Below are 23072 nucleotides of genomic sequence, written 5' to 3' on the forward strand. Positions count from 1 at the left end.
ACGTTAACCCACAGGGCTCAAGCAATCTCCGTCACGCATCGCTCGCTCTATTCATTAGCGGCCCAAAGCACTGGCTGTCTCCGTTGACCACCAAATGGTCGAGCCGAATCCCATCCAGGCGGGTCACACCGAGTAGCCCCATGTCCCGCCGGATCTCTTCAACGATCAGTCCCAGGGCATGATCGACCCCCTGTCTACCGGCTACCGCATTGGCGTAGTTGAACGGTCGCCCGATAAATGTGGCCTTCGCCCCCAGCGCCAATGCCTTGAGCACGTCGGTGCCGCGACGAATACCACTGTCGAGCATCACGACGATTTCACCCGCGGCAGCTAAGATCTCCGGCAATACCTGCAACGGCGCAACGCTGCCATCGAGTTGGCGCCCGCCGTGGTTGGAAACGATGATCCCGTCCATGCCCAGGCGTTGGCAGCGCGCGGCATCGCTGGCATTCAAGACACCTTTGATAATCATCGCGCCGCGCCATTGCTTTCGGATTTGCGTGATGTGATCCCAATTCAAATGCCCGCGATCGGAGAAGTCCCGCAGCACGCTGGAGGACAAAATCGGCGCGCCGCGGGTAGCGTAGTTGTTCTCGAAATGCGGCATGCCATGCTGTCGCAAAGTGCGCAAGAATGTCGCGAACAGCCAGCGTGGGTGGCTAATGCCTTGGTACATCAGGCCCAGGCTCGGCCTAAGCGGCGTAGAGAATCCGGCGCGTACGTTGTTCTCACGGTTGGCGGCCACGGGGGTATCGACGGTGATGATCAAGGTTTGCACCTTGGCCTGTTGCACTCGTGCGATCAGTGCATCGATCTGGTCTTGGGCGCCGGGCAGATAAGCCTGGAACCACGTGCCTGGCGCGGCTTCCATGACCTCCTCCAGGCTAATCAGCGAGGAGCCGCTCATGATGCAGGGCACTTTCGCCTCGGCGGCTGCCTGGGCCAGTACCACATCACCGCGATAACCCGTGAGGGCCGCAAGCCCCATTGGTGCGATGCCCACGGGCGCAGTGAAGCGCTGGCCGAACAGCTCGACGGACATGTCTCGTTTGGATACATCCACCAGTACATCCGGCTTGAACCCATAGCGGGCGAACGATGCGCGATTGGCACTGAGGGACAGGCCATCTTCTACGGCACCGGATACATAGGCGAACAGAGGGCGGGGCAGGACTTTGCGGGCGGCTTCTTCAAAATCGTGGAGGGAAAGGCAATCTCGCAGTCGTTTGGACATGATGAGTTTCCGTTGGCGTGTCAGGTCACTCCAGGTGACGCTTTTTATTATGCACATCGACCGGCGCCGCTGCGTGGGCGGCTCCGGCTTATTCACCAGGTATCAACGCATGCCGAATTTTTCCAGGGTCGGCGCTAGGCCAAGTAGATCGACCGTGCTTTTACCTGCCTCAAGTCCTGCACGAATCCCGTCTTCCTTGTCCTCGCGGCTGCGGCTCAAACGAATCACTTCGTCGACGCGATCCTGTGCCACCACCACCAAGCCGTCACGGTCGCCGACGATGATGTCGCCCGGGTTGATGGCGACACCGCCGATCACGATTGGGACATTAACCTTGCCCGGCTGGCACTTGTTGGTGCCCTTGATACTCAGGCCGCGCGAGAAGGTCGGGAAGCCCATGTCAATGATCGCATTGGCATCGCGTACGGCGCCGTTCATCACCAGGCCGACGATCCCGAGCTTTTGTGAAGCCAGGGTCAGCAGGTCACCCCAGGGGCCGGCCTCCATAAACCCCTTGGCGTCCACCACCAGCACATCACCGGGTTTGGCTTTGGTCAGGGCGTAGTGGATGGCCAGGTTGTCGTCGGGACGGCAGTCGACCGTAAGGGCCGGGCCCGCCATGCGCACGCTGGGGTCTACCGGGCGCAGGCCGCTGTCCAGTGCGCCTGTCTGGCCCTGTGCTTCGTGGATAGTGGCAGTGCCCAGTTGTTTGAGGGCGTCGAGTTGGTCTTGGGTGATAGGCATTGTGGGTTCCGTTTTTTTATTGAGGGTCGATGTCAGGCGGCAGGGGTGTGGCGAGCCAGCCAATCCAGCGCTTGGCTGAGGCTCGGTCGTTCTTCGGTAATCGGCTCTACGGCCAAGCCTTCACTGCTATGGCTGAAGCGCTGGCGCACGCCGTCCAGCACGCTGCTGCCAATGCCCAGCAGGGCCAGCTGGCGCTCGGCGTCCTCGACTTCGTGCAGCCGCCGCGTGGCGTGCACCACATGGGTGGACACGAGCATTTCGAGGAAATCGGGCAAGGGCGCCTGGTCAATATCGGCCAGCACCTCGTAGAGGGCGGGGCGCAGTTGTTGGCGTTCGGCAGCCAGCAGCACTTCTACGGCCAGTGCTTCCATGCCTTTGGTGAATACGCTGCGCAGGATCTTGAGGGTGATGGCGTCACCGGGTTGGCTGGCCGGCAGGGCGCGTGCAGTGGCCCCAGCGGCGAGAAACAGTTCGACAAAGGCATCGGCCTTGGCACCGGCACACAGCAACGGGGTTTTTTCCCGCAGGTAGGCGATGGCACCCATGATTGCGACGTCCACATAGTCGACCTGCTGCTGCACCGCTTCGTGAGCGGCGGTGCGCTTGCGTTCGGGAGCGGCGGTTGTGAAGTCGGCAAACAGTGCGCCGGGCTTGAGGTGGGCCAGGCATTCGCGGGTGACTTCCAGGGACTGGGTGCCGACCACGCAGGACAGCACGCAGTCGGACTCGCCCAGCCATGCACCCACCTTAGGGTGAATCGAGATACCCAACTCGTCGGCCAGCCTTTGCGCCGCCGGAGCAATGCGCTGCTCACAGAACGACAGTTCCAGGGTGGTGTTGTTTGCCAAGGCCTGGGCGTAGCAGCGACCCACTTCGCCTAGCCCTACGATTGTTATTTTCATGTCGCCTCCGCATTCAGGTGGCAATACAATTAAAATACAATTTGCCCGATTGCAAACGATTTTTGTACAAAGTACCTGAGTGGTAGATGAGGGGCAGCTGTGAAATCGACTGCTTGCATGGCGTAAGCGTCCGAGGTAGAACCCCTGAAATCCAATTGATCAGAAGGGCACAATGGCCAACGATCTCATCTACGAGACCCTGCGAAACCGCATCATCGCCGGCCAGTACGAGCCCGGCACACAACTCAAGGAAGAGCCGCTGGGCAAGGAGTTCGGATTGAGCCGCACGCCGGTTCGGGCCGCCTTGAAAAAACTGGTGGATGATGGGTTGGCAGTGATTGAGGCCAACCGCGGGGTCTTCGTGGCGGGCTGGACTCAATGGGACTTGGAAGAGATGTTCAGCTTTCGCGAGCTGCTCGAACCCCATGCCGCCATGTTGGCCGCCCAGCGCGCGACTCCTGAAGACGTGGCCGAGCTGCATCGGATCAACGCGCAAATGGCCGCCGCCATCGCCGGTAAAGGTGCGGATGTGACCCTGCGTGTTCAGGAAGCCAACCGTGCATTTCATGGTCAGGTCGTGGAAATCGCCCGCTCGCAGCGGCTCAAGTCGATGCTCTCCACCCTGATCGACATGCCGGTCATTACCCGCTCGTTTTTCCTCTACCGCCCGGCAGATCTTGAGCGCAGCCTGCAGCAGCACCTGGACATCACCTACGCCATCGAGCAAAACGACGGCGAGTTGGCCAGGCTTGCCATGCAAGCCCACATTCGCATGGCCTACCTGCGCTTTATGGCGCGGCGCAGCGAGTCGCTAGTCCGTCGATAAAAAAATACAAAACTAAAACAATATGCGTTAGAGTCGGCGCCACGAGACCGGGCAATGACTCCTGCCTGACCTTCACAAGGACGCGAAGAAACACACCACGCGAGGCTTCACTCAAGCCTCGGCGGGAGCCTGTACCCCGGATTCGGCACACACGGCACATTCCAATAATAAAATCAGGTATCCCGTATGAGTAATCAGGACTCCACCACCGAAAAACCCTCGCGCTTTCGTTGGGTCGTCGCAGGGTTGTTTTTTCTCGTGTACACCGTGGCCTCGGCCGACCGCGCCAACCTGGGCGTAGCCTTGCCGTTTATTCGCAAGGAATACCCGATGACCAACGCCGAAGCCGGCGCGTTATTGAGTGTGTTCCTGCTGGCCTATGCCCTGGCGCAAATCCCCTCGGGCTTTGCCTCCAGCCGGTTCGGGGTGCGCAAGATCTTTTCGTTTTCGATGATTGCCACCTCGGTGTTCACCGCCTTGATGGGTACGGTCAATTCGGTACTGGCCTTGAAGATTTATCGTTTTGCCCTGGGCATTGCCGAAGGGCCGCTGCCGATTGGTATCGCCTCGACCATCAACCAATGGTTCCCGGCAAAAGAGAAGGGCACCGCTACCGGTATTTTTCTCGCAGCGGTGAAATTCGGGCCGGTGATCGTGCCGCCGTTGTGCGTCGCCATCGTGGCGATGTGGGGCTGGCGCGAGATCTTCTACATCTTCGCCGTGCCGGGCATTGTGCTGTCCATCGCCTGGTACTTCCTCGTCGCCAACCAGCCGGCGCAGAGCCGTTTTGTGAACGCCGCCGAGCTGGCGCATATCACCGATGAAACCAATAACGTCATCACCCAGAAAACCGAAGGGGCCCAGCGGCAATTCAAACGTCTGGATGCCTTTATCCGCGTCCGGCAGGTGGAGCCCATCGACACCAGTCGCCAGTTGTTTCGTTCCTGGAACGTCGTCGGTTGCGCCCTGAGCTACAGCTTCCAGGTGGGGATCACCATGGTGCTGTTGTCGTGGATCCCGACCTACCTGATGACGGTCAAGCAGTTCTCGATCATGAACATGGGCTTTGTCTCCGCTGCGCCATGGGTGGGCGCGATCTGCGGCAACCTGCTCGGTGGGATTCTGTCCGACCGCGTGCTTGGCAAGCGGCGCAAGCCCGGGATGATGCTCTCAGCACTGGCGACGGTGGGCACCATGTATGCACTGATCAACTCGCCGAATGACCCGACGCTTTACGCTGCACTGCTGTTCCTTACCGGCACTCTGATCAGCATTGGCTACTCGTCCTACATGGTTTACCCGATGGGCCTGGCGACCAAGAAGACTTTCCCGATTGCCAGCTCCATCGTCAACATGGGCGGGCAGTTGGGCGGCGCAGCGGCGCCGTTTCTGGTGGGCTTGCTGCTCGACAGTTATGGCTGGTCGCAGGTGTTCCTGTTTATGGCCATCGGCTCGTTCGCCAGCTTCCTGGTGCTGCTGACCATTGCTGAGCCTGAGCCAGTGCCGGTGGTGACGGGCTCTGCACAATCGTAGGGCTTGGGTTACCAAGTCATGGCATCGCGGATGCGGGCTCCCTCACCACATCCCCTTGCCACCACCGCGAATGTCTTCACTCTCCAACTGCACCATCACCACTTCAACAGAGGCGATCAAACTTTCATCGAGCAGATGCAGCACAACCCGATCCCAGCCTTCGCCTGTGGCTCAAGACAGCAAGTTGGGCGCGTTGCAGAGTTAGCCAGAGTTGGTGCACAGGCTGAGGGGAAGGCGCTTGAGCTTGGCAGCGATGGCGTTGATGCGCAGAGGTGATCTTGCGCTGAGCTTGTTGGCCAATTGCAGCCCATCGTGACAGGCTGCTTCTGGCCGATTTCTGTCCGTCGTAAGGGGCGGAAATCGGCCCAAAGCGGGCATCCACTTGTAACTATTGGGATCATGCGCTCACTGGGATCATGGGCCCACGTCATTTTTCAGTTCGCGCCAGGCATCCCTTGCCTTCTGCTCCGAGGTAAAGACTTGTACTTTTGGATGCCAGAACTGCCCCTCAATTACGATGCATTCCAGGGTAGAGTCCTGAAAAGTGAAGACATAGTGGTTGGCATCTTTTAGAAACCGCTGTCTATCGTGTCGCGGATGAATGGCGTTTCTCTGCTCAAGCTCTGCTAGCCAAGTCGAATTATCTATTCGATGAATTTGGTAATGCTTTAGGCCAAGTCCAATAAGCGGATGACCACCCAAAGCCTCGTCGTTTGGTGAGCCGAACTGAATTTTTTTAACTAGGGGAAAATGGATTACAGCTATTTCTTCCCCAGCGGTGCAATACCGTAAACATAGCTGCGTGTCCGTGGCAAACACGATGGGTTCGCGCGACGTACTTGGCTGTGGCCAGGAGTCAAGGGTTCACGTAGGCATCATCAGCACGAAGGCGGTTAAAGGAGGAATGCCATCTCCTGAGAGGATCCTATAGCAACAGTACCGATAACTTCAACCTCCACGCACCGAAATCAGTACGGCCTATAGAGACGCTGCCTCTATTGTCATAGTGACCTGACCTACGGCAGCTTTAGCATGTTCAACAGATGATCGAGATCAGGTTGGATTCGTTCTTGGGTCTCTATACTGGCGACAGTTCAGCATCGACTTAAGGTTTCCCCCCATGACTCATTCGGCCCGTGACAAACTAGACGTAGTCATTATCGGCGGGGGGCAGTCTGCTTTGGCAGTGGCGTATTTTCTGCGCCGAACGCAACTGTCGTTTGTCATCCTCGACGCAGAGGAAGAGCCCGGTGGTGCCTGGCGGCATGGCTGGAACTCACTGCGTTTATTCTCACCCTCCACCTGGAGTTCGATGCCTGGCTGGATGATGCCTCCAGCGCAGGAAGGCTACCCAACACGAAATCATGTGATCGACTATCTCAGCCAATATGAGCAGCGCTACCAATTCCCGATTGAACGCCCGGTTCGGGCTATTTCTGTAGAGCGTATAGAGTCTGGCTTACGAGTACGTTCTGACGCCAAGTATTGGGATGCCAAGATTGTAATCAGCGCTACCGGTACTTGGAGCAATCCGTATATCCCTCACTATCCTAATGCCGAGCTATTCGCCGGTCGTCAGCTTCACTCCGCGCACTATGTTGAAGCGCAAGCGTTTGCTGGCAAGAAGGTTCTGGTGGTGGGGGGTGGTAATTCAGGCGCGCAGATTTTGGCGGAAGTCTCCAAAGTCGCTGAGACTACTTGGGTAACGCTTACTGAACCTGTGTTTTTGCCTGATGAAGTGGATGGACGGGTGCTGTTCGAACGGGCTACTCAGCGCTTGAAAGCTCAACAGGAGGGGCGCGTCATTGACCAGCCCATCGGCGGGTTGGGCGACATTGTCATGGTACCGCCCGTTATAGAAGCCCGTGAACGCGAAGCTTTAAAATCTGTACGCCCATTTGAACGTTTCACTCGTGAAGGCGTTATTTGGGCCGACGGATCTGAAACTGCCGTGGATGTTGTCATCTGGTGTACCGGATTCAGGCCCGCACTTCAGCACTTGGAGCCGCTGGGGGTGATCAACACCGAAGGCCGTGTCGAGGTCGAAGGCACTCATTCGATCCACGAGCCAAGACTATGGCTGGTGGGCTATGGCGAATGGACAGGCTCGGCTTCCGCGACGCTGATTGGTGTCACACGCACCGCACGCAGCACCGTCAATGAGATCGCGACCTGTCTTGGCGATCCATCCATGGCCTAGCGCGCCTAAGCCTCAGGAGTAGAGGGCATGAACGAAATGATCGTGCGCTGGCCTGCGCGAAATCCCCGCCTGTTTTTAGCGGCAGCAGCGCTTGCCTGGTTCGGATTGTACGAAGCCCTTATTTCTGTTTCAGAGGCTTTGGTCGCAGCGCCTCCAGTTGATCGGAATAGCCACCTTGGAGGCGCCTTACAGTTTTTTTCTACGACACGTCCAAAGTGTTGATGCTGTTGACGGCATCTTGTTCTTGATGGGCATGCTCAACTCCCATTTCACGCCTGAACGCACCCGCGCAATATTGGCAGGGCGAAGCGATGGAACGGCCAATGTCATGGCGGCGTCGCTCGGTGTGTTTATCCGCGACCATTCCTGCGAGAGTCGTTCCGCATGAAGCCTACGTGGTGAGGTATGACGTAACAATGTCTTCAAGCATGCCCACCAGTTCAGGATCCATGTAGCGGTAATCATCTGGAATATCGAGAGAGTGGAGCCTTTTGTGTTCAAGAAGGCGGGCGTATTCAGCCTGAAGACGATTAAGGTGTTTGCGTTCCATGACAAAGATCACATCAGCCCAGCGAATATCCGCTGGGCTGATAGGTTTACGTGCATTTGGACTGGTTCCTGCTGAACGGGCATTAAAGCCGGGACGACGGCGCCAGATCGCTTCCGCAGTAGGACTACGCCATTGGTTACGGCTACAGACGAACAGGAGGTTAGTCACTCTTGATCCAGTAGTTGGCGGGTTGTGCGGATGGGATAGCTCATCCCGAGTTGGTGTGCTCTGTACAGTTTGGCTGCACGGGTGCACATCAGTTTCCAATTCTTTTCTGGCTTGAACTCCATCGGACGAACCGTATTGTCGCCTCTGCATTTACGGGCCTGCATACGTCTCCAGGCGCGGGTTCTTTTCATCGTTATATCCTCGTGAGTACCGGGTTCAGCAGCCGCAGTAATACGAGTTGGAAATATAGTAAACGTGAATCGGTGCAGGGGCTAGATAGGTTGAGCGCTGGATACTAGCAGCAGCTAATGACTGTAGGCAGTCTCAGCGCCAAACGGCCGACTTCTGCCGGTGCCGAAAGGCTGCCCTGGGTCGATTGCTGCCTGTCGTGAGGGGCAGCAATCGGCCGATTCTGTTGAAAAAGTCGGTCTGCCCAAACTGCCTGATCATTGACTGGCGAAAACACCTTTTTTGCACGCTGCTACGTGAAATCCGAGTCCGGAAGCCTCTGCCAAAAGTAAAGATTTCAATCTCGGACGCGTACTTTTCTGATGCGCAAACCATGGCCGACTTTTTCAACAGAATCGGCCAGAAGCGGACATAGAGTGATCACTCTACAACCTCGGTGCTCTGTCTCAGCCACCGGAGCATTAACGCAGCGAGGAAAAATACTGTGTAGGCGGTTTACCCAAGGCTTTCTTGAACATCGTTATGAAGGCATTAACAGAGTCATAGCCCAGAATGCCCGCCACACGCTGCACGGAGACACCCTCTGCCAAATGACTCAGTGCGATCATCAAGTGCAGTTGCTGGCGCCAACGTCCGAAGCTCAGCCCCGTCGCACTTTCTACCAATCTCGCCAGTGTTCGTTCGCTGGTTGCAAGCCGAGTAGCCCACTCGCGCAAAGTGGTTCTGTCTCCAGGATCTGCAAAGAGCGTATCCGCGATTTGTTTGATCTTGGGGTGGTCTGATATCGGCAAATGCAACTCTTTCAGCGGGGCATCGGAAAGCTGCTCAAGCAGCACTGCAACCAGTCGCGCTGTCTTGCTCTCGTCACGGTAAGCAGGTTCCTGTTCAGCGAGATGCAGAATCATCTCCCGTACCAGGGGAGTGATTGCAACAGTACAACACGCTTCAGGCATGGCTGCCGCGCCTGGCTCAACAAACAGAAAGCAGGTACGGGCGCTCTCGGTTACGCGGCAGCTGTGCGGCGTGCCGCCTGGGATCCATACCGCATGTTGAGGAGGCACAAGCCAAAGTGCATCTTGTACCTTACAGCTCACCGCACCGTGCAAAGACAGGATCAACTGACCTTTACGGTGGTCATGCGAGCTGACACCTGAGTAACTCAATTCGGGCGCAATCTTTAGGGCAATCGCTGCCTGAGCGAAAAGATCTGAATCGAAATCTTCCGGCGAGGTAACGACATTTTTTGAGCTTGGCATAATTTAGGTGTTAGGTGTCTTAATGTCTATATTATACGGTTCTGAAGTTCTCTACAGTTGTCTTCTTTTAAGAGGACAGATAAAGAATATGTCAGATACAAAAAACAAGTGGCATGCCATCGCGCTCGTCGCAGGCATTCTGCTTATCGCAGTGAACCTGCGCGTTCCCTTTACCAGCATCGCGCCCGTTTTGCCGCTGATCCAGAATGCTTTTGGCTTGAGCGCCTCAGCTCTAGGCCTGCTTACTTCACTTCCATTATTTGCCTTCGCCGCCTTCTCTCCGCTCAGCGCGTCGGTCGCCCGCAGGTACGGAATCGAGCGCACGCTTTTTGGTGCACTGTTGGTCATTTCATCGGGCATTCTGCTCCGCTCCGCAGGCAGTGCCTGGGCGTTGTACGCCGGTACAATATTGATAGGCACCGGGATCGCACTGGGCAACGTGCTGCTGCCCGGCCTGATCAAACGCGACTTCTCAACGAAAATGGCGTCCATGACCGGCGCTTACTCCATCACGATGGGCGCAGCAGGCGCTGTCGGTTCAGCCGTGATAATTCCGCTGACCCAATCATGGGGATGGCCGATTGCACTGAGTTTGTTGGTCGCAGCCCCGTTGTTGGCGCTGGTGGTGTGGCTGCCGCAGTTGAAAAAACACAAACACGTAAATCTGTCCGGTTCGAAAGAAGCGCCAACCGTGGCCGTCTGGCGTTCGCCGCTGGCATGGCAGGTCACGCTGTTCATGGGGCTAAACGCGATGCCTTTTTATGTCGCTGTCGGCTGGCTGCCGACCATTTTGATAGACCATGGAATATCCTCCGAGCAAGCAGGTACGGTACACGGCACGCTTCAACTAACCACAGCCATTCCCGGCTTGATTCTGGCGGCCACACTTCGCCGTCTCAAAGACCAGAGACTTGCAGCCGCTACCGTCAGCCTGTTAACCGCCTTATCCCTGATCGGGCTCATTTATGCGCCAGGCTACGCCATGTTGTGGGCCGCGCTCCTGGGCTTCGGCTCTGGCGCCAGCATGATGCTCGGCCTGACCTTCATCGGCTTGCGCACAAAAAATGCCGGTGACACGGCGGCACTTTCAGGAATGGCCCAGTGCGTCGGCTACCTGATGGCAGCCGCAGGCCCCTTGCTGCTGGGCCAAATGCACGACTGGATTGGTGGCTGGACAGCACCGCTGCTGATCATAGCCGCAATCTCCTTAGCCGGCGCATTCACCGGCATGCTGGCCGGGCGCAACGTTCAACTTGAACCTGCTGAATCATCGTCGCGAACAAGCCCAGCAATCCAGTCAGCGAATACGCTCACAGCTGGCGATAGGAAGCGCTGATGCGGGTATAGCAGGTGCACAGGAACCGATGCGGGCTGCCAGTCAGCAAGCACTTCGATCAGCCGCCCTTCTCGTAGATGCTCGCTGACCACGTTCTCAGCGAGCTGTACCAGCCCGAAGCCTTCAAGGCACATTTTGATGTAAAGCCCAGTCTCGTTGACAGCCGCTGTGCCGTTCATCGGGACTGAGATCTTTTCGGTGCCACGGGCGAAGCGCATTTCACCTGCTTGTCTTGCGCGGCCCGAGAAGTAATGGATGGCCCGGTGGTGAGACAAATCTTGCGGTGTTTGCGGAATACCGTTTTTTTCGAGATAGGCTACAGACGCACAGGTCACCCAGCGAAACCGGCCGAGTGGGCGCGCAACGAGCGTTGAGTCATCGAGCTCGCCTGTACGAATAACGCAATCGACACCCTCTTGAACCAGATCAACCTGCCGATCGTTGACGCCTATCATCAGGTAGATATCCGGGTAGCGCCTGTAAAAGTCTTGCAGGTTTGGCATGACGATGAAGTGTGCAATGCCACCCGGTATATCGACCCGCAAACGCCCCTGCGGTCGTTTTACGGAATCCGACAGACTGGTTTCCGTGTGTTCGATTAGCTCCAATATTTCCCGACATTGCGCCAGATATTGTGACCCCTCAGACGTCAGGCTGACTCGCCGAGTGGTTCTGTTCAGCAGGCGCACCTGCAGGTACTTCTCAAGATTCTTAACGCTGCTGGTAACTGTCGAGGCTGGCAAAGAGAGCGTCTGCGCCGCTTGGATGAAGCTTGCAGCCTCAGCCACACGGACGAAAATCTGCATTGATTGAATACGATCCATGACTGTCATCGACCTCAAAGCAGTGATTGGGAAAGGCTTCATTATTCGTATAAATTGAACAATAAAAACAGTTTTACCATCTTTTTCCCGCAGTATCGTCTTGCGTACAGTTCTTCCAACGAAATTTGAAGAGGTGTACCGAAATGGCTGAATACAACCGCAGCATCGTGCAGGCCCTGGCCGCTCCGGCCGCTAGCACACTTATTCGCAACGCCACTGTGCTGAGCATGGACGGCGATATCGGTAATCTGGCGCGCGGCGATATCCTTATAGAAGGAAGCACCATCACGGCCATAGGTGAAAACCTCGAGGCCGGCGACGCTATGGTTATCGAGGCATCCGGCATGATTGCCATGCCGGGCATGGTCGATACGCACCGTCACTCTTGGGAAGGGCAACTGCGTCGAATCAATCCGAATGCCGAAACCCTGGAAGACTACTGCAACGCTACGCACTTCTCTTTCGCCAAATACTATCGCCCGGCTGACATGTATATCGGCAACCTGCTGACTGCGTTGGGTTGCATCGATGCCGGTATCACCACCGTGGTCGATAACTCGCACAACAGCCGCACCGGCGCGCACTCCGATGCTGCCGTAGAGGCGCTACTTGATGCTGGTATCCGATCTGTACACGCCTCCGGTGCGCCAGTTTCCGGTGAGTGGGACAAAGCCCACTGGCCCGGCAACCTGGAGCGCCTGAAGGAAAAATACGTCAAGAACGGCGACAACCCACTGCTCTCGCTGGCCGTGATGGCGCAGCTGGAGCCTGAGCTATGGGCTGAAGCCCGGCGTCTGGGGCTGCCGATCATCACCGAATTTTTTGGCGGGGACATGGCAGCTGAGTTGGAGGGTTTGCATCGCGAGGGCCTGCTGCGCCCCGATAACATCTTCAACCACTGCACAGCGCTGCCGGACGCCGGCTGGAAAATCCTTCGCGAGGCTGGCGTTCGGGTCAACGTATGCCCGCGTTCAGATGCCCACTACGGCATTGAAGATGGAATGTTCGCCATGCAGTCGGCCCAGCGCCACGGCATCAGCCCGGGGCTGAGTGTCGATAACGAAACCTCCTACAGCGGTGACATGTTCATGGAGATGCGGGTGGCGTTCTACCTGCAGCGCGTCATGGGCATGCACCAGCAGCGCTGCTGCGGCGCAGAACATCATCCGGTGACCCTACCTGCTCATGGCCTGCTCAAAGCCGCCACTCTCGACGGCGCTACCTGTGCCGGATTGCAGGACAAAGTCGGCAGCCTGGCCCCCGGCAAACAGGCCGACCTGATCCTTATAAACGCGCAGGACATCAACCTTTACCCGTCAGGCAACGCATTCGGCACCGTTGTACACGCGGCCGAACGCAGCAATGTCGACACGGTCATCATTGGCGGTCGCATCGTCAAGCGCGGCGGCAAGGTGCTGGGCGTGGACAGCGAAAGGCTGCGTGCAGCAATCGACGAATCCCGTGAGCATCTGTTTGCTGCCGCAGGCTACCAGCCGGATATTTTTGCCGAGACATTCATGCCGCTTGAGTCAGCCAAGTAAGGAGGCGCGAAATGAACGCAGCTTACTACCTGCTGGCCGTCTTCGCGGGACTTGGCATAACCCTGCAGACCACGCTGAATGGGCAACTCGCTAAAGGTGTGGGTGGAGATTCCGTAGCGGCGGCGCTGTTCTCATTTACTGCCGGAGCGGTATGCCTGGGCGTATTTTCATTGATGCGTGGCGGGATAGTGGCCTCACTGGCGGCTATACCTGCCCAGCCCTGGTGGAGCCTGCTGGGCGGTCTGCTGGGTGCCGGTGCCTTGCTTAGTTATGTGGTGCTTGCGCCAAAAATCGGTCTATCAGCCCTGCTGGGCCTCGCTATCGCAGGGCAGATTATTTCGTCACTGGTTATCGATCATTTCGGATTGATGGGGGCATCGGAAAGGCCGGTATCTCTCGTCAAGTTGGCCGGGTCGATGGTGATGCTCACAGGCCTGGTCATCGCCCTGTTCGGTGACAGGTGGTCAGCGCTTTTCTCCAACTGACAGCCTTGTTTACCCCATCCTTTTTCGTAGGACGCCACCATGTTTAAAACCCTAACCAACACCACCAGCCTTCTTGGCGAGTGCCCTGTCTGGTGTGAAAGAACGGAGCGTCTGTTCTGGACTGACATCCCGGCCTGCGAGTTGCTTGCTCTGGATCCCGTAAACGGCGAAGTGCAACGCTGGCCACAGCCGGAGCCATTGGGGTCATTTGCCCTCACGGCAGATGAAGACGTATTGCTGATGGGGCTGGCATCCTGCCTGGGCTACTACAACCTGATTACCTGTCATTTCACTAAAATTACGGCCACGCCTGGAGTGGCCGCAACCCGGATCAATGATGGCCGCTGCGATCGTATGGGCAACTTTGTATTCAGCACAATGGACGCCGGTGAGCAGGTGCAAACCATAGGCAGATTTCATCGGCTCAACGCGGCAGCGCTCGAGACAGAAACTCTAGACCTTCCCGCAGTGGCGATCCCGAACAGCATCTGTTTCAGCCCGGACGGTTCCACCATGTATTACGCGGACTCCCTGCAAGGATGCATTTTCTGCTGCGATTACCCGTCGCTAGAAAACCAGCGTGTATTCACTACAGTCAATGGTCAGGGTGCTCCAGACGGCTCTTGTATTGATGCGCAGGGTTTTCTCTGGAATGCGGAATGGGGCGGTAGCCGACTGGTTCGTTACGCACCCGACGGAAAAATTGACCGCGTGATCGACTCCCCATGCGTACAGACCACTTGCCCGATTTTAGCGGGCCCCGGTTATGAAACGCTTTACAGCACCAGCGCCCGGGTGGGGATGGATAAGCCGACAGATTCCGATGGTGCGCTGATAAAAGCCGAAGCCGTAGTCGCTGCGGGGCTTCCAGAGGAGCGATTTACTGGGCGACTGAACTGAATAGCGAGTTCTGACCTGTAGGGCCTTTCTAATGCCAATTTGGTAGACTTCAGTGAATGACCGCGTTTGGCCGATTCTGTTGTAAAAGTAGCTCCCCTGTTTGACCTGCGGCAAAATTGCTTCATTGGTCGGCGGGGGATCACATAGCATGATGGAACAGTTATCGAGTGGGCAGGAGCGACTGTTTTACTCGTTCAACCTTGAAGATCACATCCCAGCCAATCATCTTCTGCGCAGCATTGATCAGTGTCTCGATCTGAGTGACCTGCGCCATTGGGCATCTACTTAGAGCGCATGCTAAATGACTGAATCGGTGGTCTAATCCTGCCCATGCTGTTTCATTTCCGTTTTCGAGCTCGACTACGAATTTACAATCAGGATCATCGGCATGCGCTTGTCAGACTTCATAATTAAAAACCTGGAGCCCATTCTGCAGTCTTGGGAAGACTTCGCCAGAACCATTGAGGTGCCAGGCCAAGAATTGGACTCAAAGGGTCTGCGTGATCACGCAGAACAGATGTTGCGCGCAATTGCCCTAGACCTTCGCACAACCCCGCCCCCGCAAGAGCGAATTTCCCAATCCCAAGACAATGATCCTGTGGAGCAGTTGGAAACGGCTGCCGAAGTCCATGCGGTAACGCGCTTACTGGTAGGTTTCACACTGGATCAGATGGTATCGGAGTATCGGGCCTTGAGGGCTAGCGTGCTCAGTCAATGGCTGGGGCAGATGAGGGCTGGAACGTTTTTGGATGTGGACGATATGATCCGCTTCAACGGAGCAATTGATCAAGCGCTGGCCGAGTCTATCGCTAGTTATTCGCGTGCAGTGGAAGCCTCTCGTAACGTTTTTTTAGGCATTCTGGGACACGATTTGCGTACCCCACTGGGAGCTATTTTACTGGGAGCAGACGTGTTGCGGCGCTCGAAAAATTTTGAGGGGCGAGAGGCTAAAGTTGCACTGGGAATATTCACCAGCGTAAAGCGAGCCAGCCGAATTGTTAGCGACTTGTTGGATCTAACACGTTGCCAAATGGGCCCTGGAATTCCTGTCAAGAAGGTCGAGATTGACTTAAAGCCGCTATGCATACGCATAGTAGAAGAGATCCGCACCTTTCACCCAAGCGCGGACATCATATTTAAAGCAGAAGCGTCAGCTCTAGGTGAGTTTGATGGCGCTCGAATGGAGCAAGTTTTTTCCAACCTACTAAGCAATGCTGTGCAACATGGCGACCATGAATTTCCTATCAAAGTATCGCTCGATAGTTCTGATGGGAGCGTTGTATTCGTCGTCCACAATCGCGGCGAACCAATACCAGAGCATGTTTTACCGTTTATCTTCAGTCCCATGGGCCGCTTTTCTCAGAAAACTACGTTTGATGCCCGCCATAGCGCTGGCTTGGGATTGGGACTCTACATCGCTTCCGAAATCGTTGCCGCACACTCCGGCTCTATAGATGTGACCTCCGACAAACTGCACGGAACCACTTTTCTGGTAAAAGTACCTGCCGGTAAACGCTGAATTTGTGTTTGGTAGCCAGGCTTCACTATGGCTGCTCATCGATAGACTTCGCGGTATGACACGAGTCTCGACAAATCCGGCGCGCATTACTGACTTCTTCAGAGCTCTGATGAACGAGCTGCGATCCAGGGGCGTTACGGTATTTGCATCCTGGGAAATGCGCGATCTGTTTGGTTCAGAAGTCAGCGCACCAAACTCTGACCTGTCCAGCATCGTCGACAACCTGATGCTGATGCGATTCTATGAGAATCACTCTGAACTAAGCAGGACGCTTTCCATTCTTAAAGTACGAGACAGCTCTTACGACCCTTCGCGTTTTGAGGTCGTCATCCGTGATCAAGATGTTTTCCTGAAAAAGGCTTCAAGACATGAACCTTCAGTCTCGACTGAGACATCGCCCGGTTCAAAATCTTAAGCTTTTGTGCGGGTTGAATTTAACATGACCACCATCCTGGTCGTCGACGACGAGTATTTGATCGCTGATATTCTCAGTTTCGCGCTGGAGGACGAGGGGTTCATGGTGGTGACGGCCATCAACGGTCAGAAAGGGCTCGAGGTGCTGGATAGAGAGCGGCCTGCCTTGATCATTACTGACTTTATGATGCCGGTCATGGACGGCCTTGAGTTCGCCACTGCCGTTCGAGCGCTGCCTTCGGCGAATCAATTGCCGATAATCCTGATGAGCGGAGCTCAGGCCCACATCGGTATGGAGAGATCGGATCGGTTTGATGCAGTTTTGGCAAAGCCATTCAACATCGACTTGATCATTGCCGAAGTTAAAAAACTACTAGCCTCTGATTAGTAAGTGCCCCATGTGCATACCCATAGCAATCTCAAGCCGGGCTCCCCTCTAGCCCGGCGGCAGCTTAGCGACTGGGATGAGCGCAATAGCTCATCTGCAACATAAGCGGCGTGAGTGTGATGGTGCGACCGTCAAACGATTTAGATACCCGCAGCGTTGAAGCCACTTATAAGAGCCTTGGAGGGAGTGCGAACCTGGGCGTGGCTACATCGACTTTACCGAGACTACGTCCACATACTTGTACTTCTTCCTAGCGGCTTTCACGGCCTCTTGCTCAGCAAGCAACGAGCTCAACGTATCAGCCTCGTGAATCAACTCGTGCATTTTTCCCTCAAATTCGTTTCCAACCCTGAGAGTGACCTTCAGCCTAGGCGTAAAAGCTTTTTCCGCTTTCTTCTTCACCTGGGGAGGTGCTGGCTTTGTAGGCAATACTTCTGGCACATGCTCCTGTACTTGAGGGGCAGACACATGCTCTTCGGGCTGAGGCGTCCCGAATAGAGCACGACGCATTTCTTCTTCAGTTAATTCAGAGTTCATAGAACATCTCAAAGGGACGCATTTCGCTGGGCAAGTTCTAATAGGATTGTTGCTGACCGGTGTTCGGGGAGCCTGCTGGGACGTCAAATCCCCAATTCGATTTCAATACAAGAGCCTCGCAAGGCTCGCGAAAGCTGTGCCTTTGGCAGCAGTGTAATGATTCCATCAACTAAGTTGCTAGCGTGACGAGCGTACAGCGTGACTGTGCCTGCATCAGGCGTTCGACCTGGCACGATGGCACCTACCCGCTGCTGGGCAATTTTCAGTATGCTCAAGACGTCCTGACTCACCTCATTGGTGGACAGGTGTTCAACCAGTGGTCTGGGTGGAGGGGCGGCGCGGCTCCACATTTCTATGACCGCTTGGAGGAGTCCGTCTGAGCCAAGATGCTCAAGGGCCATTTCCCATAGCTGCCCCTCCTGCGCCATATTCGAGCGAGCCCTAGTCATTACGGAGTTCTAACAAGGTGAGGGTCTTTCTTGATTGCGAGTTTACCAAGCTCTCAGCAGCAGCGGAGCTGATATCACTCGCATTGGTGGCCGAGGACGGGCGCGAATTCTACGTCGAATTGCTCGATACTTGGCAAGAAGAAGACTGCAGTGATTTCGTAAAGAAAATCGTGCTTACGCAGTTGTGGGGTGGGAGCTACGCATTGCCCATTGTTGAAGCCAGGATGTCGCTGCTCAGGTTTCTGACGTTATTCGAAGAGGAGGTCGAGATCGTCACGGATGCTCCCCAGTACGACTGGGAGCTTTTTTGCGATCTGGTATATGAGGACGGACGATGGCCCAGAATCGTTCGCAATTTTCCCGCTGACGCGACGACACTTGCTCCGACTAGCGAGGGTGACGAGCTGCCTCATCACGCGTTGCTCGACGCTAGGATTATCGCCGGCATGTTCAGGTCATTGAGCCGAGGGAATCCCGGTTAAGCCTGGGCGGGTTAGACGGAATTATACCTCTTGCTGATTCGCTGGATTTTCTTGATCTCTTATCACACCAACTCTCGTATAACCCACAAAAAAGTAGGATTAAATACTTGGTTTTTGATGGCAACAACGAGCCGGGCCTACGGCCCCAAATTGACGAGCAGGATACAAGGTGCGGAGTGGCATCCATAAGCGATGGTATTTGCTTGAGAGTGAGCTTAAAAAGCTGTCATATCAAAAGGGTCAGATAAAAACAGCGGCCAGCGAACCAGCCTCATTTCCAAAATGAAAAATGTGCCGTTGCAGGCAACCCTGCTTTTCTTTTGAGTTCAAAATATAGATCTCCGTATCCGTCCGGCCAAGTCATCTACCCAGCCCCGCAACGCCAAGACATGGTGTGCACTTAAAATTTGATATGACCCCGAAATGTTGGACGCCTTCTATGCCCGTCGTGCTTGAGTCCTGTATTCCACAGGGCTCAGGCCGCTTAGTTTCAGCCTGATTCGCGAATGATTGTAGTAGTGTATGTAGTCCTCTATCCCTGCTTCAAGCTCATCAAGACTGTTGAATTTGTTCAGGTAAAAGAACTCTGACTTCAGCGTGCCGAAAAAGCTTTCCATAGCCGCATTGTCATAGCAATTTCCTTTGCGAGACATGCTCGGTTTGACCGCTCTCTCACTCAGTACACGACGGTAAACAGGCATTCGATATTGCCATCCTTGGTCGGAATGCAAGATTGGTTTATCGCGTGGCCGTAGCCGTTCAAAGGCTTGTCGTAGCATCCCGCCGACCATATCGAACAGCGGGCGCCTGGCTGTCTTGAAAGCGATGATTTCGCCGTTGTAGAGATCAAGTATCGGTGAGAGGTAAAGCTTCTGCCCGCCGACCCGAAACTCCGTCACATCCGTAACCCATTTCTGATTTGGTCTTTTGGCATTGAACTTCCGCTTCAGCAGGTTCGGCGCAACCTGACCTTCTTCGCCTCTGTAGGCCCGGTATTTCTTTATGCGCACACGGCTTTTCAACTGAAGCTCACCCATGAGGCGCTGAACAGTCTTGTGGTTCACGAGGTGTCCGGCTCGCCGAACGGCAGCAGTGATGCGGCGATAGCCATATCGGCCTTTGTGCTCGTCGAAGATTGAGCAAATTCTGGTCTTCAGTACCGCGTATTTATCTTTATCAACGGCTTGCTGCACCTTTTGTTGATAGTAAAACGTGCTCCGGGCCAGGCCCGCCACTTTCAGAAGGCCTTCCAGAGGGTGCTCCCGCCTCAGTTCGATCACGATTTGTGCTTTTTCCGCTGCGCGGCACGTTCCTTCGCTTGAACCAAGGCATCGAGCTTTTTTAAATAAGCGATCTCCATCCGCAACTGGTTTAACTCACTCAGCAAATCATCTCGCGTACGGGCTTTGTCACCCGAAGATTCAAGCGGAATGGATGGCACGGGGTTAGTCATTTTCTTGTGAAGTCCGCTTCCTGGCTGCCGGGACAAGGCCTCCAAACCGCCTTCATCATACCGACGTTCCCACTGGCCAAGAATATCGAATCTCCGGATATCAAACAGGGCAGCGGCTTGGCGATAGGACAGTTTTTCCTCGCGCATGCGTTGCAAAACACTCAACTTGAACGCAGGGCTGTAATGGATCTTCTTCTTACCTGTGATGCCCGTGATACCTAGCGTCTGGTAACCCAAAACCCATTGGCGAAGCGATGAACAATTTACGTTATGACGACGCGCCACATCTCTTAGCCCCCCGTTGCCGGAGCAATAGTCCTGTACTGCCGCGAGCTTCGCCTGCTCTGTGTATTTTGTCATACCGCCCCCCCCTTATGTTGATGTCCAACATTTGGGGGTCAGATCAAATTTAAGTGGGCATTGGGTGCGCTCAAGCATGGGCACCGCTTTCAAAGAAGGCTACCTATTCGAAACACGCAACACGGTCTACGTCTTGCTTGGCCCAGGCCATCGTAAGTCTGCTTCTATCGAAGCGATATTTTCCCTTTTCTGATTACCAACCGGTTCTGCTGGGCAACTGACGTGCTCCAGCAGCTTGAGGCGACACATGTTCAGAACCTTAGACAGCGACCTGATAGGCGTCCCAGGAATGTTCGGGGAGGGCGTGTCCCATTGGCGCGGAGTCTCAAGGCTGCTCCGAACGGCTTGGTACCACTTAACCCTTAGCGTCGAAAACGAGGGTCGGTTCAGCGAGTGCGCGATGATGATTGACGACACCCATCAGCTTCAAAAAATGTTGGTAAGCCAAGGTGCGGATTTAGTTATTACCGAGATTATGGCTGTGACGCCATCTTGGATGAATAAGTCCGGGAGCTGGCAGATGGAGCGGTTAACCAAAGTGTCCGTTGGGGAGGACGGGTCTGGTTCTGAGGTTTGCTTGCTGGAAGTGGCTAAGGGAGCTGTGTATCACACCTCACACCAGCGAGACTTCAAGATTGAGGCGCTGGCTAACCTGAGGCCCGTCTTTCTCTCAAGCATGATTCGATCAGCCTGAAATTTACCAGTAATCACCCACGATACCAGCGCTCCTGGTTGCGTGTGCAATTCTTGATAACTCCCTACAGATCGCAACCGGAGCGCAGTGATGCTCGACACCATAGATGTAAATTTCCACGGAAAACGCCATACAGATTTCGATCTCAAACGAATCATTAAAGCCCAGGAGCAAGGCTTTGATGTGCCAGTGACCGCGTACCTCTGCGGTGTTTCCATCAGGTCACGGGCAGGTATCGGCGTAGTTTTTGGCCACAAGCGGAAAGACCAGTATGGTCGGTTTGCTGACGGCCATCTGATTCGGACTTCTGACGTTCTGAAAATTGAACGTGAGGGGCGGTTCTGGGTAATGACAACGGAGAACTCCAGGTACGTGCTCACCACGTTCCAGCGTGAAAACGGACGTGCCAGCCTTCGCAAATTCCTGCGTCTTTCACAAGGGCAGCATCACCTAACCCCACGAGTGCTGCAGTGACTTGGAGTGAACAGCTAAGATGCTTTTCGTAGGGGAGGGTATACCCGCAGGAGAACGAGGGAAGCCCAACCCGCAGCATTATTCCGACTGCATTCTCCTGTCCCAGCCAAAGGTATCAGCGCAGGGCGCCAACCACTGCTGGATTTTTGCATTGCGTGCTAGCTCATTGGGCTTCAGTAAGCGTGCGCCCAAATCGACATGGCGAAGGAATTGAATCTCGAGACACTGTTCCAACTGCTCTGCCAGCAGTGGAAAGTCCATAAGCCTCTGCATGCGTGGCCACCTGACGAGCTTATGGTAGCGTAGCTGCTGAGACTCAATACGCAGATCATCATTCGGGCGCCACTGGACATTGAATAGATCGTCATGACGTGACAGGTCGACGCGCCAGTTACCACTGGATGGGATACACAGATCGAGCTTAAGGCTGTCAGGCCGCAATTTGTTGCGCTTGAAAACCCAATGCTCAGGTGGTTCAGTCATCAGATCGATAGAGCAGACGCTGTATGACACCTCAGCTATGTCGAATCGAGAGAACCATTCGGCGATTTCGGGACAGACCGGATGATCGAACACACTTGACCTCTTCCTGAGTAGTTGTCGGATGGCCGGGCAGCTTACTCGCTTGAGCCCTTGGGGGGCATTCAACGTTGTCCTGGCATGTACGATCAGAAGGTGACTGATCGAGCCCAGGAAACAAAGATTTGGACACCATTGTCGTGGCCTGACATAAATTAAGGACAAAATATGTTCAGCAAATCTCAGATCATTACCATCCCAGTCCTGATCTCATCGGTACTTTTACTCACCGGCTGCCCCCCATCACCGGAATTCACCCGATGGCAGCGTACTTCGACCTCTGTAGATGGTGTAAGAGCCGCAATGGCAGAATGTGGCGACCCTGTGGCAGGGCCACAAAACCATTTCCCAATAAACGAACAGATAATTCACTTTCAGTGTATGCAGCGCCTCGGCTTTACCCGTAAAGACGGCTTTGAATACTGTGAAATAATGGAGAATATGCCAGCCTGCGTCGAAGAAAGGCAGGGTCGTCCGCTCAGTTTGTCGCAGCTCGAAGCGTTGCCGTTTGTAGAGGATGAAGCATTTCACCCAATCAAGCCTAATTCTGGTCGGGATGAACGTATGCAGGTCTCATGGCGTAAAGCGGGAGCATCACGCCATTTCGAATTCAAGGTAGTCAATGATAGTGAAGCCTTGCCGGTAATGTATGCGTGCGGCTATGCAAAACCACTAGGGTCAAATGTAGATGTCGCAAGCATCGGGCGCACTGCTGAAGTGCAGCGTTGCATGATTGATCATGGCTTTGAGCCCAAAAATAAAATTATGCTGGTTTGCCAGACTTACCCACAAGTGACGGGCTGTTCGTCGAAAATGCCACCGAGTTGATGCAGATAGAGCAGAGAGAATAGGGGCTTGAGTGTGAGCGATAAGAGATCTTCCTAAGTGCACGATTTTCTACCTCATGATGTAGTGGTCTAATGAAACCGGACACCCATCTAGGCGAGAATGCTCGCCAGAACGAGGTGTCAGATGACCAAACAACGCCGTACCTTTTCCCCTGAATTCAAACGCGAGGCTGCCGACCTCGTTCTC

The 23072-nt window shown here is 55.0% G+C and carries 25 protein-coding genes, 1 pseudogene and 1 riboswitch; of the genes and pseudogenes, 15 read left to right on the forward strand and 11 right to left on the reverse strand.

Annotated elements, in window-relative coordinates; genetic code table 11:
- Positions 1-31: 31 nt before the first annotated feature.
- From KZX66_RS22335 to KZX66_RS22345, 3 genes are all read right to left on the reverse strand, one after another.
- Positions 32-1234, reverse strand: coding sequence for an alpha-hydroxy acid oxidase (locus KZX66_RS22335; protein WP_248083416.1), 1203 nt, complete (start codon positions 1232-1234; stop codon positions 32-34).
- Positions 1235-1336: 102 nt separating this feature from the next.
- Entirely contained in the window at positions 1337-1978 is a 642-nt protein-coding gene (locus tag KZX66_RS22340; protein WP_248083417.1) for a 4-carboxy-4-hydroxy-2-oxoadipate aldolase/oxaloacetate decarboxylase, read from the reverse strand.
- Between the two features lie 32 nt (positions 1979-2010).
- Positions 2011-2880, reverse strand: a complete 870-nt coding sequence (locus KZX66_RS22345) for an NAD(P)-dependent oxidoreductase (RefSeq protein WP_248083418.1) — start codon at positions 2878-2880, stop codon at positions 2011-2013.
- A 172-nt stretch (positions 2881-3052) separates the two neighbouring features.
- Between KZX66_RS22345 and KZX66_RS22350 the strand changes: the two genes are divergently transcribed.
- The gene (locus tag KZX66_RS22350) at positions 3053-3706 is read left to right on the forward strand and encodes a GntR family transcriptional regulator (protein WP_248083419.1); all 654 of its coding nucleotides are present in this window, start codon (positions 3053-3055) and stop codon (positions 3704-3706) included.
- A 186-nt stretch (positions 3707-3892) separates the two neighbouring features.
- Complete coding sequence (locus KZX66_RS22355) at positions 3893-5239, forward strand: MFS transporter (protein ID WP_248083420.1); 1347 nt, start codon at positions 3893-3895, stop codon at positions 5237-5239.
- A gap of 414 nt (positions 5240-5653) precedes the next feature.
- Here KZX66_RS22355 and KZX66_RS22360 read toward each other — a convergent pair whose 3' ends face one another.
- A complete protein-coding gene (locus KZX66_RS22360; protein ID WP_248083421.1) occupies positions 5654-6058 on the reverse strand; it encodes a hypothetical protein in 405 nt (134 codons plus the stop codon).
- Positions 6059-6101: 43 nt separating this feature from the next.
- A riboswitch (Fluoride riboswitch) is annotated at positions 6102-6163 on the reverse strand.
- Positions 6164-6359: 196 nt separating this feature from the next.
- Here KZX66_RS22360 and KZX66_RS22365 point away from each other — a divergent pair.
- The gene (locus KZX66_RS22365; protein WP_248083422.1) at positions 6360-7439 is read left to right on the forward strand and encodes an ArsO family NAD(P)H-dependent flavin-containing monooxygenase; all 1080 of its coding nucleotides are present in this window, start codon (positions 6360-6362) and stop codon (positions 7437-7439) included.
- Between the two features lie 27 nt (positions 7440-7466).
- Positions 7467-7661 (forward strand): hypothetical protein, encoded by a 195-nt coding sequence (locus KZX66_RS22370; RefSeq protein ID WP_248083423.1) that lies wholly within the window; start codon positions 7467-7469, stop codon positions 7659-7661.
- 169 nt (positions 7662-7830) lie between these two features.
- Here the strand turns inward: KZX66_RS22370 and KZX66_RS22375 are convergent, their stop codons facing one another.
- The 3 genes from KZX66_RS22375 to KZX66_RS22385 all read right to left on the reverse strand — a co-directional run bounded on the left by KZX66_RS22375 (position 7831) and on the right by KZX66_RS22385 (position 9602).
- Complete coding sequence (locus KZX66_RS22375) at positions 7831-8157, reverse strand: phosphotyrosine protein phosphatase (protein WP_110625432.1); 327 nt, start codon at positions 8155-8157, stop codon at positions 7831-7833.
- Entirely contained in the window at positions 8154-8348 is a 195-nt protein-coding gene (locus KZX66_RS22380) for a hypothetical protein (RefSeq protein ID WP_248083424.1), read from the reverse strand. Before KZX66_RS22380 ends, KZX66_RS22375 begins: the two co-directional genes overlap by 4 nt.
- 459 nt (positions 8349-8807) lie before the next feature.
- Positions 8808-9602 (reverse strand): helix-turn-helix transcriptional regulator, encoded by a 795-nt coding sequence (locus KZX66_RS22385; protein ID WP_248083425.1) that lies wholly within the window; start codon positions 9600-9602, stop codon positions 8808-8810.
- A gap of 88 nt (positions 9603-9690) precedes the next feature.
- On the opposite strand from KZX66_RS22385, the gene KZX66_RS22390 reads away from it, so the two are divergent.
- Complete coding sequence (locus tag KZX66_RS22390) at positions 9691-10938, forward strand: CynX/NimT family MFS transporter (protein ID WP_248083426.1); 1248 nt, start codon at positions 9691-9693, stop codon at positions 10936-10938.
- Here KZX66_RS22390 and KZX66_RS22395 read toward each other — a convergent pair.
- Positions 10851-11762 (reverse strand): LysR family transcriptional regulator, encoded by a 912-nt coding sequence (locus KZX66_RS22395; protein WP_248083427.1) that lies wholly within the window; start codon positions 11760-11762, stop codon positions 10851-10853. The genes KZX66_RS22390 and KZX66_RS22395 overlap by 88 nt on opposite strands.
- 143 nt (positions 11763-11905) lie before the next feature.
- Here KZX66_RS22395 and KZX66_RS22400 point away from each other — a divergent pair, with 143 nt between their 5' ends.
- From KZX66_RS22400 to KZX66_RS22430, 6 genes and pseudogenes are all read left to right on the forward strand, one after another.
- Complete coding sequence (locus KZX66_RS22400; RefSeq protein ID WP_248083428.1) at positions 11906-13303, forward strand: amidohydrolase family protein; 1398 nt, start codon at positions 11906-11908, stop codon at positions 13301-13303.
- A gap of 11 nt (positions 13304-13314) precedes the next feature.
- On the forward strand, positions 13315-13788 hold the full coding sequence (locus tag KZX66_RS22405) for a DMT family transporter (protein ID WP_248083429.1): 474 nt from the start codon (positions 13315-13317) through the stop codon (positions 13786-13788).
- 39 nt (positions 13789-13827) lie between these two features.
- Positions 13828-14688, forward strand: coding sequence for an SMP-30/gluconolactonase/LRE family protein (locus tag KZX66_RS22410; protein ID WP_248083430.1), 861 nt, complete (start codon positions 13828-13830; stop codon positions 14686-14688).
- Positions 14689-15076: 388 nt separating this feature from the next.
- Positions 15077-16207: a HAMP domain-containing sensor histidine kinase gene (locus KZX66_RS22420; protein WP_181643150.1), complete on the forward strand. Its 1131-nt coding sequence runs from the start codon at positions 15077-15079 to the stop codon at positions 16205-16207.
- 37 nt (positions 16208-16244) lie between these two features.
- Positions 16245-16622: pseudogene (locus tag KZX66_RS22425) on the forward strand (ATPase domain-containing protein); the annotation flags it as partial.
- Positions 16623-16646: 24 nt separating this feature from the next.
- On the forward strand, positions 16647-17009 hold the full coding sequence (locus KZX66_RS22430; protein ID WP_248083431.1) for a response regulator: 363 nt from the start codon (positions 16647-16649) through the stop codon (positions 17007-17009).
- Between the two features lie 204 nt (positions 17010-17213).
- Here KZX66_RS22430 and KZX66_RS22435 read toward each other — a convergent pair whose 3' ends face one another.
- A complete protein-coding gene (locus KZX66_RS22435; protein WP_181643152.1) occupies positions 17214-17546 on the reverse strand; it encodes a hypothetical protein in 333 nt (110 codons plus the stop codon).
- Positions 17547-18012: 466 nt separating this feature from the next.
- Between KZX66_RS22435 and KZX66_RS22440 the strand changes: the two genes are divergently transcribed.
- Positions 18013-18477, forward strand: coding sequence for a 3'-5' exoribonuclease (locus KZX66_RS22440; protein WP_181643153.1), 465 nt, complete (start codon positions 18013-18015; stop codon positions 18475-18477).
- A 437-nt stretch (positions 18478-18914) separates the two neighbouring features.
- On the opposite strand, the gene KZX66_RS22445 is transcribed toward KZX66_RS22440, so the two are convergent.
- Positions 18915-20290, reverse strand: a protein-coding gene (locus KZX66_RS22445; RefSeq protein WP_248083432.1) for an IS3 family transposase whose coding sequence is annotated in 2 segments (ribosomal slippage) — positions 18915-19807 and positions 19807-20290 — 1377 coding nt in all. Because the reading frame shifts where the segments join, the coding sequence is not laid out codon by codon here.
- Between the two features lie 247 nt (positions 20291-20537).
- On the opposite strand from KZX66_RS22445, the gene KZX66_RS22450 reads away from it, so the two are divergent.
- Both KZX66_RS22450 and KZX66_RS22455 read left to right on the forward strand, forming a co-directional pair.
- A complete protein-coding gene (locus tag KZX66_RS22450) occupies positions 20538-20984 on the forward strand; it encodes a hypothetical protein (protein ID WP_181643156.1) in 447 nt (148 codons plus the stop codon).
- Between the two features lie 90 nt (positions 20985-21074).
- Positions 21075-21458: a hypothetical protein gene (locus tag KZX66_RS22455; RefSeq protein WP_110625214.1), complete on the forward strand. Its 384-nt coding sequence runs from the start codon at positions 21075-21077 to the stop codon at positions 21456-21458.
- A 78-nt stretch (positions 21459-21536) separates the two neighbouring features.
- Here the strand turns inward: KZX66_RS22455 and KZX66_RS22460 are convergent, their stop codons facing one another.
- The gene (locus tag KZX66_RS22460; RefSeq protein WP_181643157.1) at positions 21537-22034 is read right to left on the reverse strand and encodes a hypothetical protein; all 498 of its coding nucleotides are present in this window, start codon (positions 22032-22034) and stop codon (positions 21537-21539) included.
- Between the two features lie 171 nt (positions 22035-22205).
- On the opposite strand from KZX66_RS22460, the gene KZX66_RS22465 reads away from it, so the two are divergent.
- Positions 22206-22865: a hypothetical protein gene (locus KZX66_RS22465; protein ID WP_248083433.1), complete on the forward strand. Its 660-nt coding sequence runs from the start codon at positions 22206-22208 to the stop codon at positions 22863-22865.
- The last annotated feature ends 207 nt before the right edge of the window (positions 22866-23072 follow it).

Source organism: Pseudomonas sp. EYE_354, assembly GCF_023148575.1.
Lineage (GTDB): Bacteria > Pseudomonadota > Gammaproteobacteria > Pseudomonadales > Pseudomonadaceae > Aquipseudomonas.

Bases quoted from the DNA above. Each gene is read 5' to 3' on its own strand.
- KZX66_RS22455 (WP_110625214.1), top strand. From the start codon at position 21,075: ATGCTCGACACCATAGATGTAAATTTCCACGGAAAACGCCATACAGAT.
- KZX66_RS22390 (WP_248083426.1), top strand. From the start codon at position 9,691: ATGTCAGATACAAAAAACAAGTGGCATGCCATCGCGCTCGTCGCAGGC.
- KZX66_RS22340 (WP_248083417.1), bottom strand. From the start codon at position 1,978: ATGCCTATCACCCAAGACCAACTCGACGCCCTCAAACAACTGGGCACT.
- KZX66_RS22345 (WP_248083418.1), bottom strand. From the start codon at position 2,880: ATGAAAATAACAATCGTAGGGCTAGGCGAAGTGGGTCGCTGCTACGCC.
- KZX66_RS22450 (WP_181643156.1), top strand. From the start codon at position 20,538: ATGTTCAGAACCTTAGACAGCGACCTGATAGGCGTCCCAGGAATGTTC.
- KZX66_RS22430 (WP_248083431.1), top strand. From the start codon at position 16,647: ATGACCACCATCCTGGTCGTCGACGACGAGTATTTGATCGCTGATATT.
- KZX66_RS22465 (WP_248083433.1), top strand. From the start codon at position 22,206: ATGTTCAGCAAATCTCAGATCATTACCATCCCAGTCCTGATCTCATCG.
- KZX66_RS22400 (WP_248083428.1), top strand. From the start codon at position 11,906: ATGGCTGAATACAACCGCAGCATCGTGCAGGCCCTGGCCGCTCCGGCC.
- KZX66_RS22395 (WP_248083427.1), bottom strand. From the start codon at position 11,762: ATGGATCGTATTCAATCAATGCAGATTTTCGTCCGTGTGGCTGAGGCT.
- KZX66_RS22370 (WP_248083423.1), top strand. From the start codon at position 7,467: ATGAACGAAATGATCGTGCGCTGGCCTGCGCGAAATCCCCGCCTGTTT.
- KZX66_RS22355 (WP_248083420.1), top strand. From the start codon at position 3,893: ATGAGTAATCAGGACTCCACCACCGAAAAACCCTCGCGCTTTCGTTGG.
- KZX66_RS22410 (WP_248083430.1), top strand. From the start codon at position 13,828: ATGTTTAAAACCCTAACCAACACCACCAGCCTTCTTGGCGAGTGCCCT.
- KZX66_RS22365 (WP_248083422.1), top strand. From the start codon at position 6,360: ATGACTCATTCGGCCCGTGACAAACTAGACGTAGTCATTATCGGCGGG.
- KZX66_RS22405 (WP_248083429.1), top strand. From the start codon at position 13,315: ATGAACGCAGCTTACTACCTGCTGGCCGTCTTCGCGGGACTTGGCATA.
- KZX66_RS22350 (WP_248083419.1), top strand. From the start codon at position 3,053: ATGGCCAACGATCTCATCTACGAGACCCTGCGAAACCGCATCATCGCC.
- KZX66_RS22420 (WP_181643150.1), top strand. From the start codon at position 15,077: ATGCGCTTGTCAGACTTCATAATTAAAAACCTGGAGCCCATTCTGCAG.
- KZX66_RS22385 (WP_248083425.1), bottom strand. From the start codon at position 9,602: ATGCCAAGCTCAAAAAATGTCGTTACCTCGCCGGAAGATTTCGATTCA.
- KZX66_RS22435 (WP_181643152.1), bottom strand. From the start codon at position 17,546: ATGAACTCTGAATTAACTGAAGAAGAAATGCGTCGTGCTCTATTCGGG.
- KZX66_RS22380 (WP_248083424.1), bottom strand. From the start codon at position 8,348: ATGAAAAGAACCCGCGCCTGGAGACGTATGCAGGCCCGTAAATGCAGA.
- KZX66_RS22335 (WP_248083416.1), bottom strand. From the start codon at position 1,234: ATGTCCAAACGACTGCGAGATTGCCTTTCCCTCCACGATTTTGAAGAA.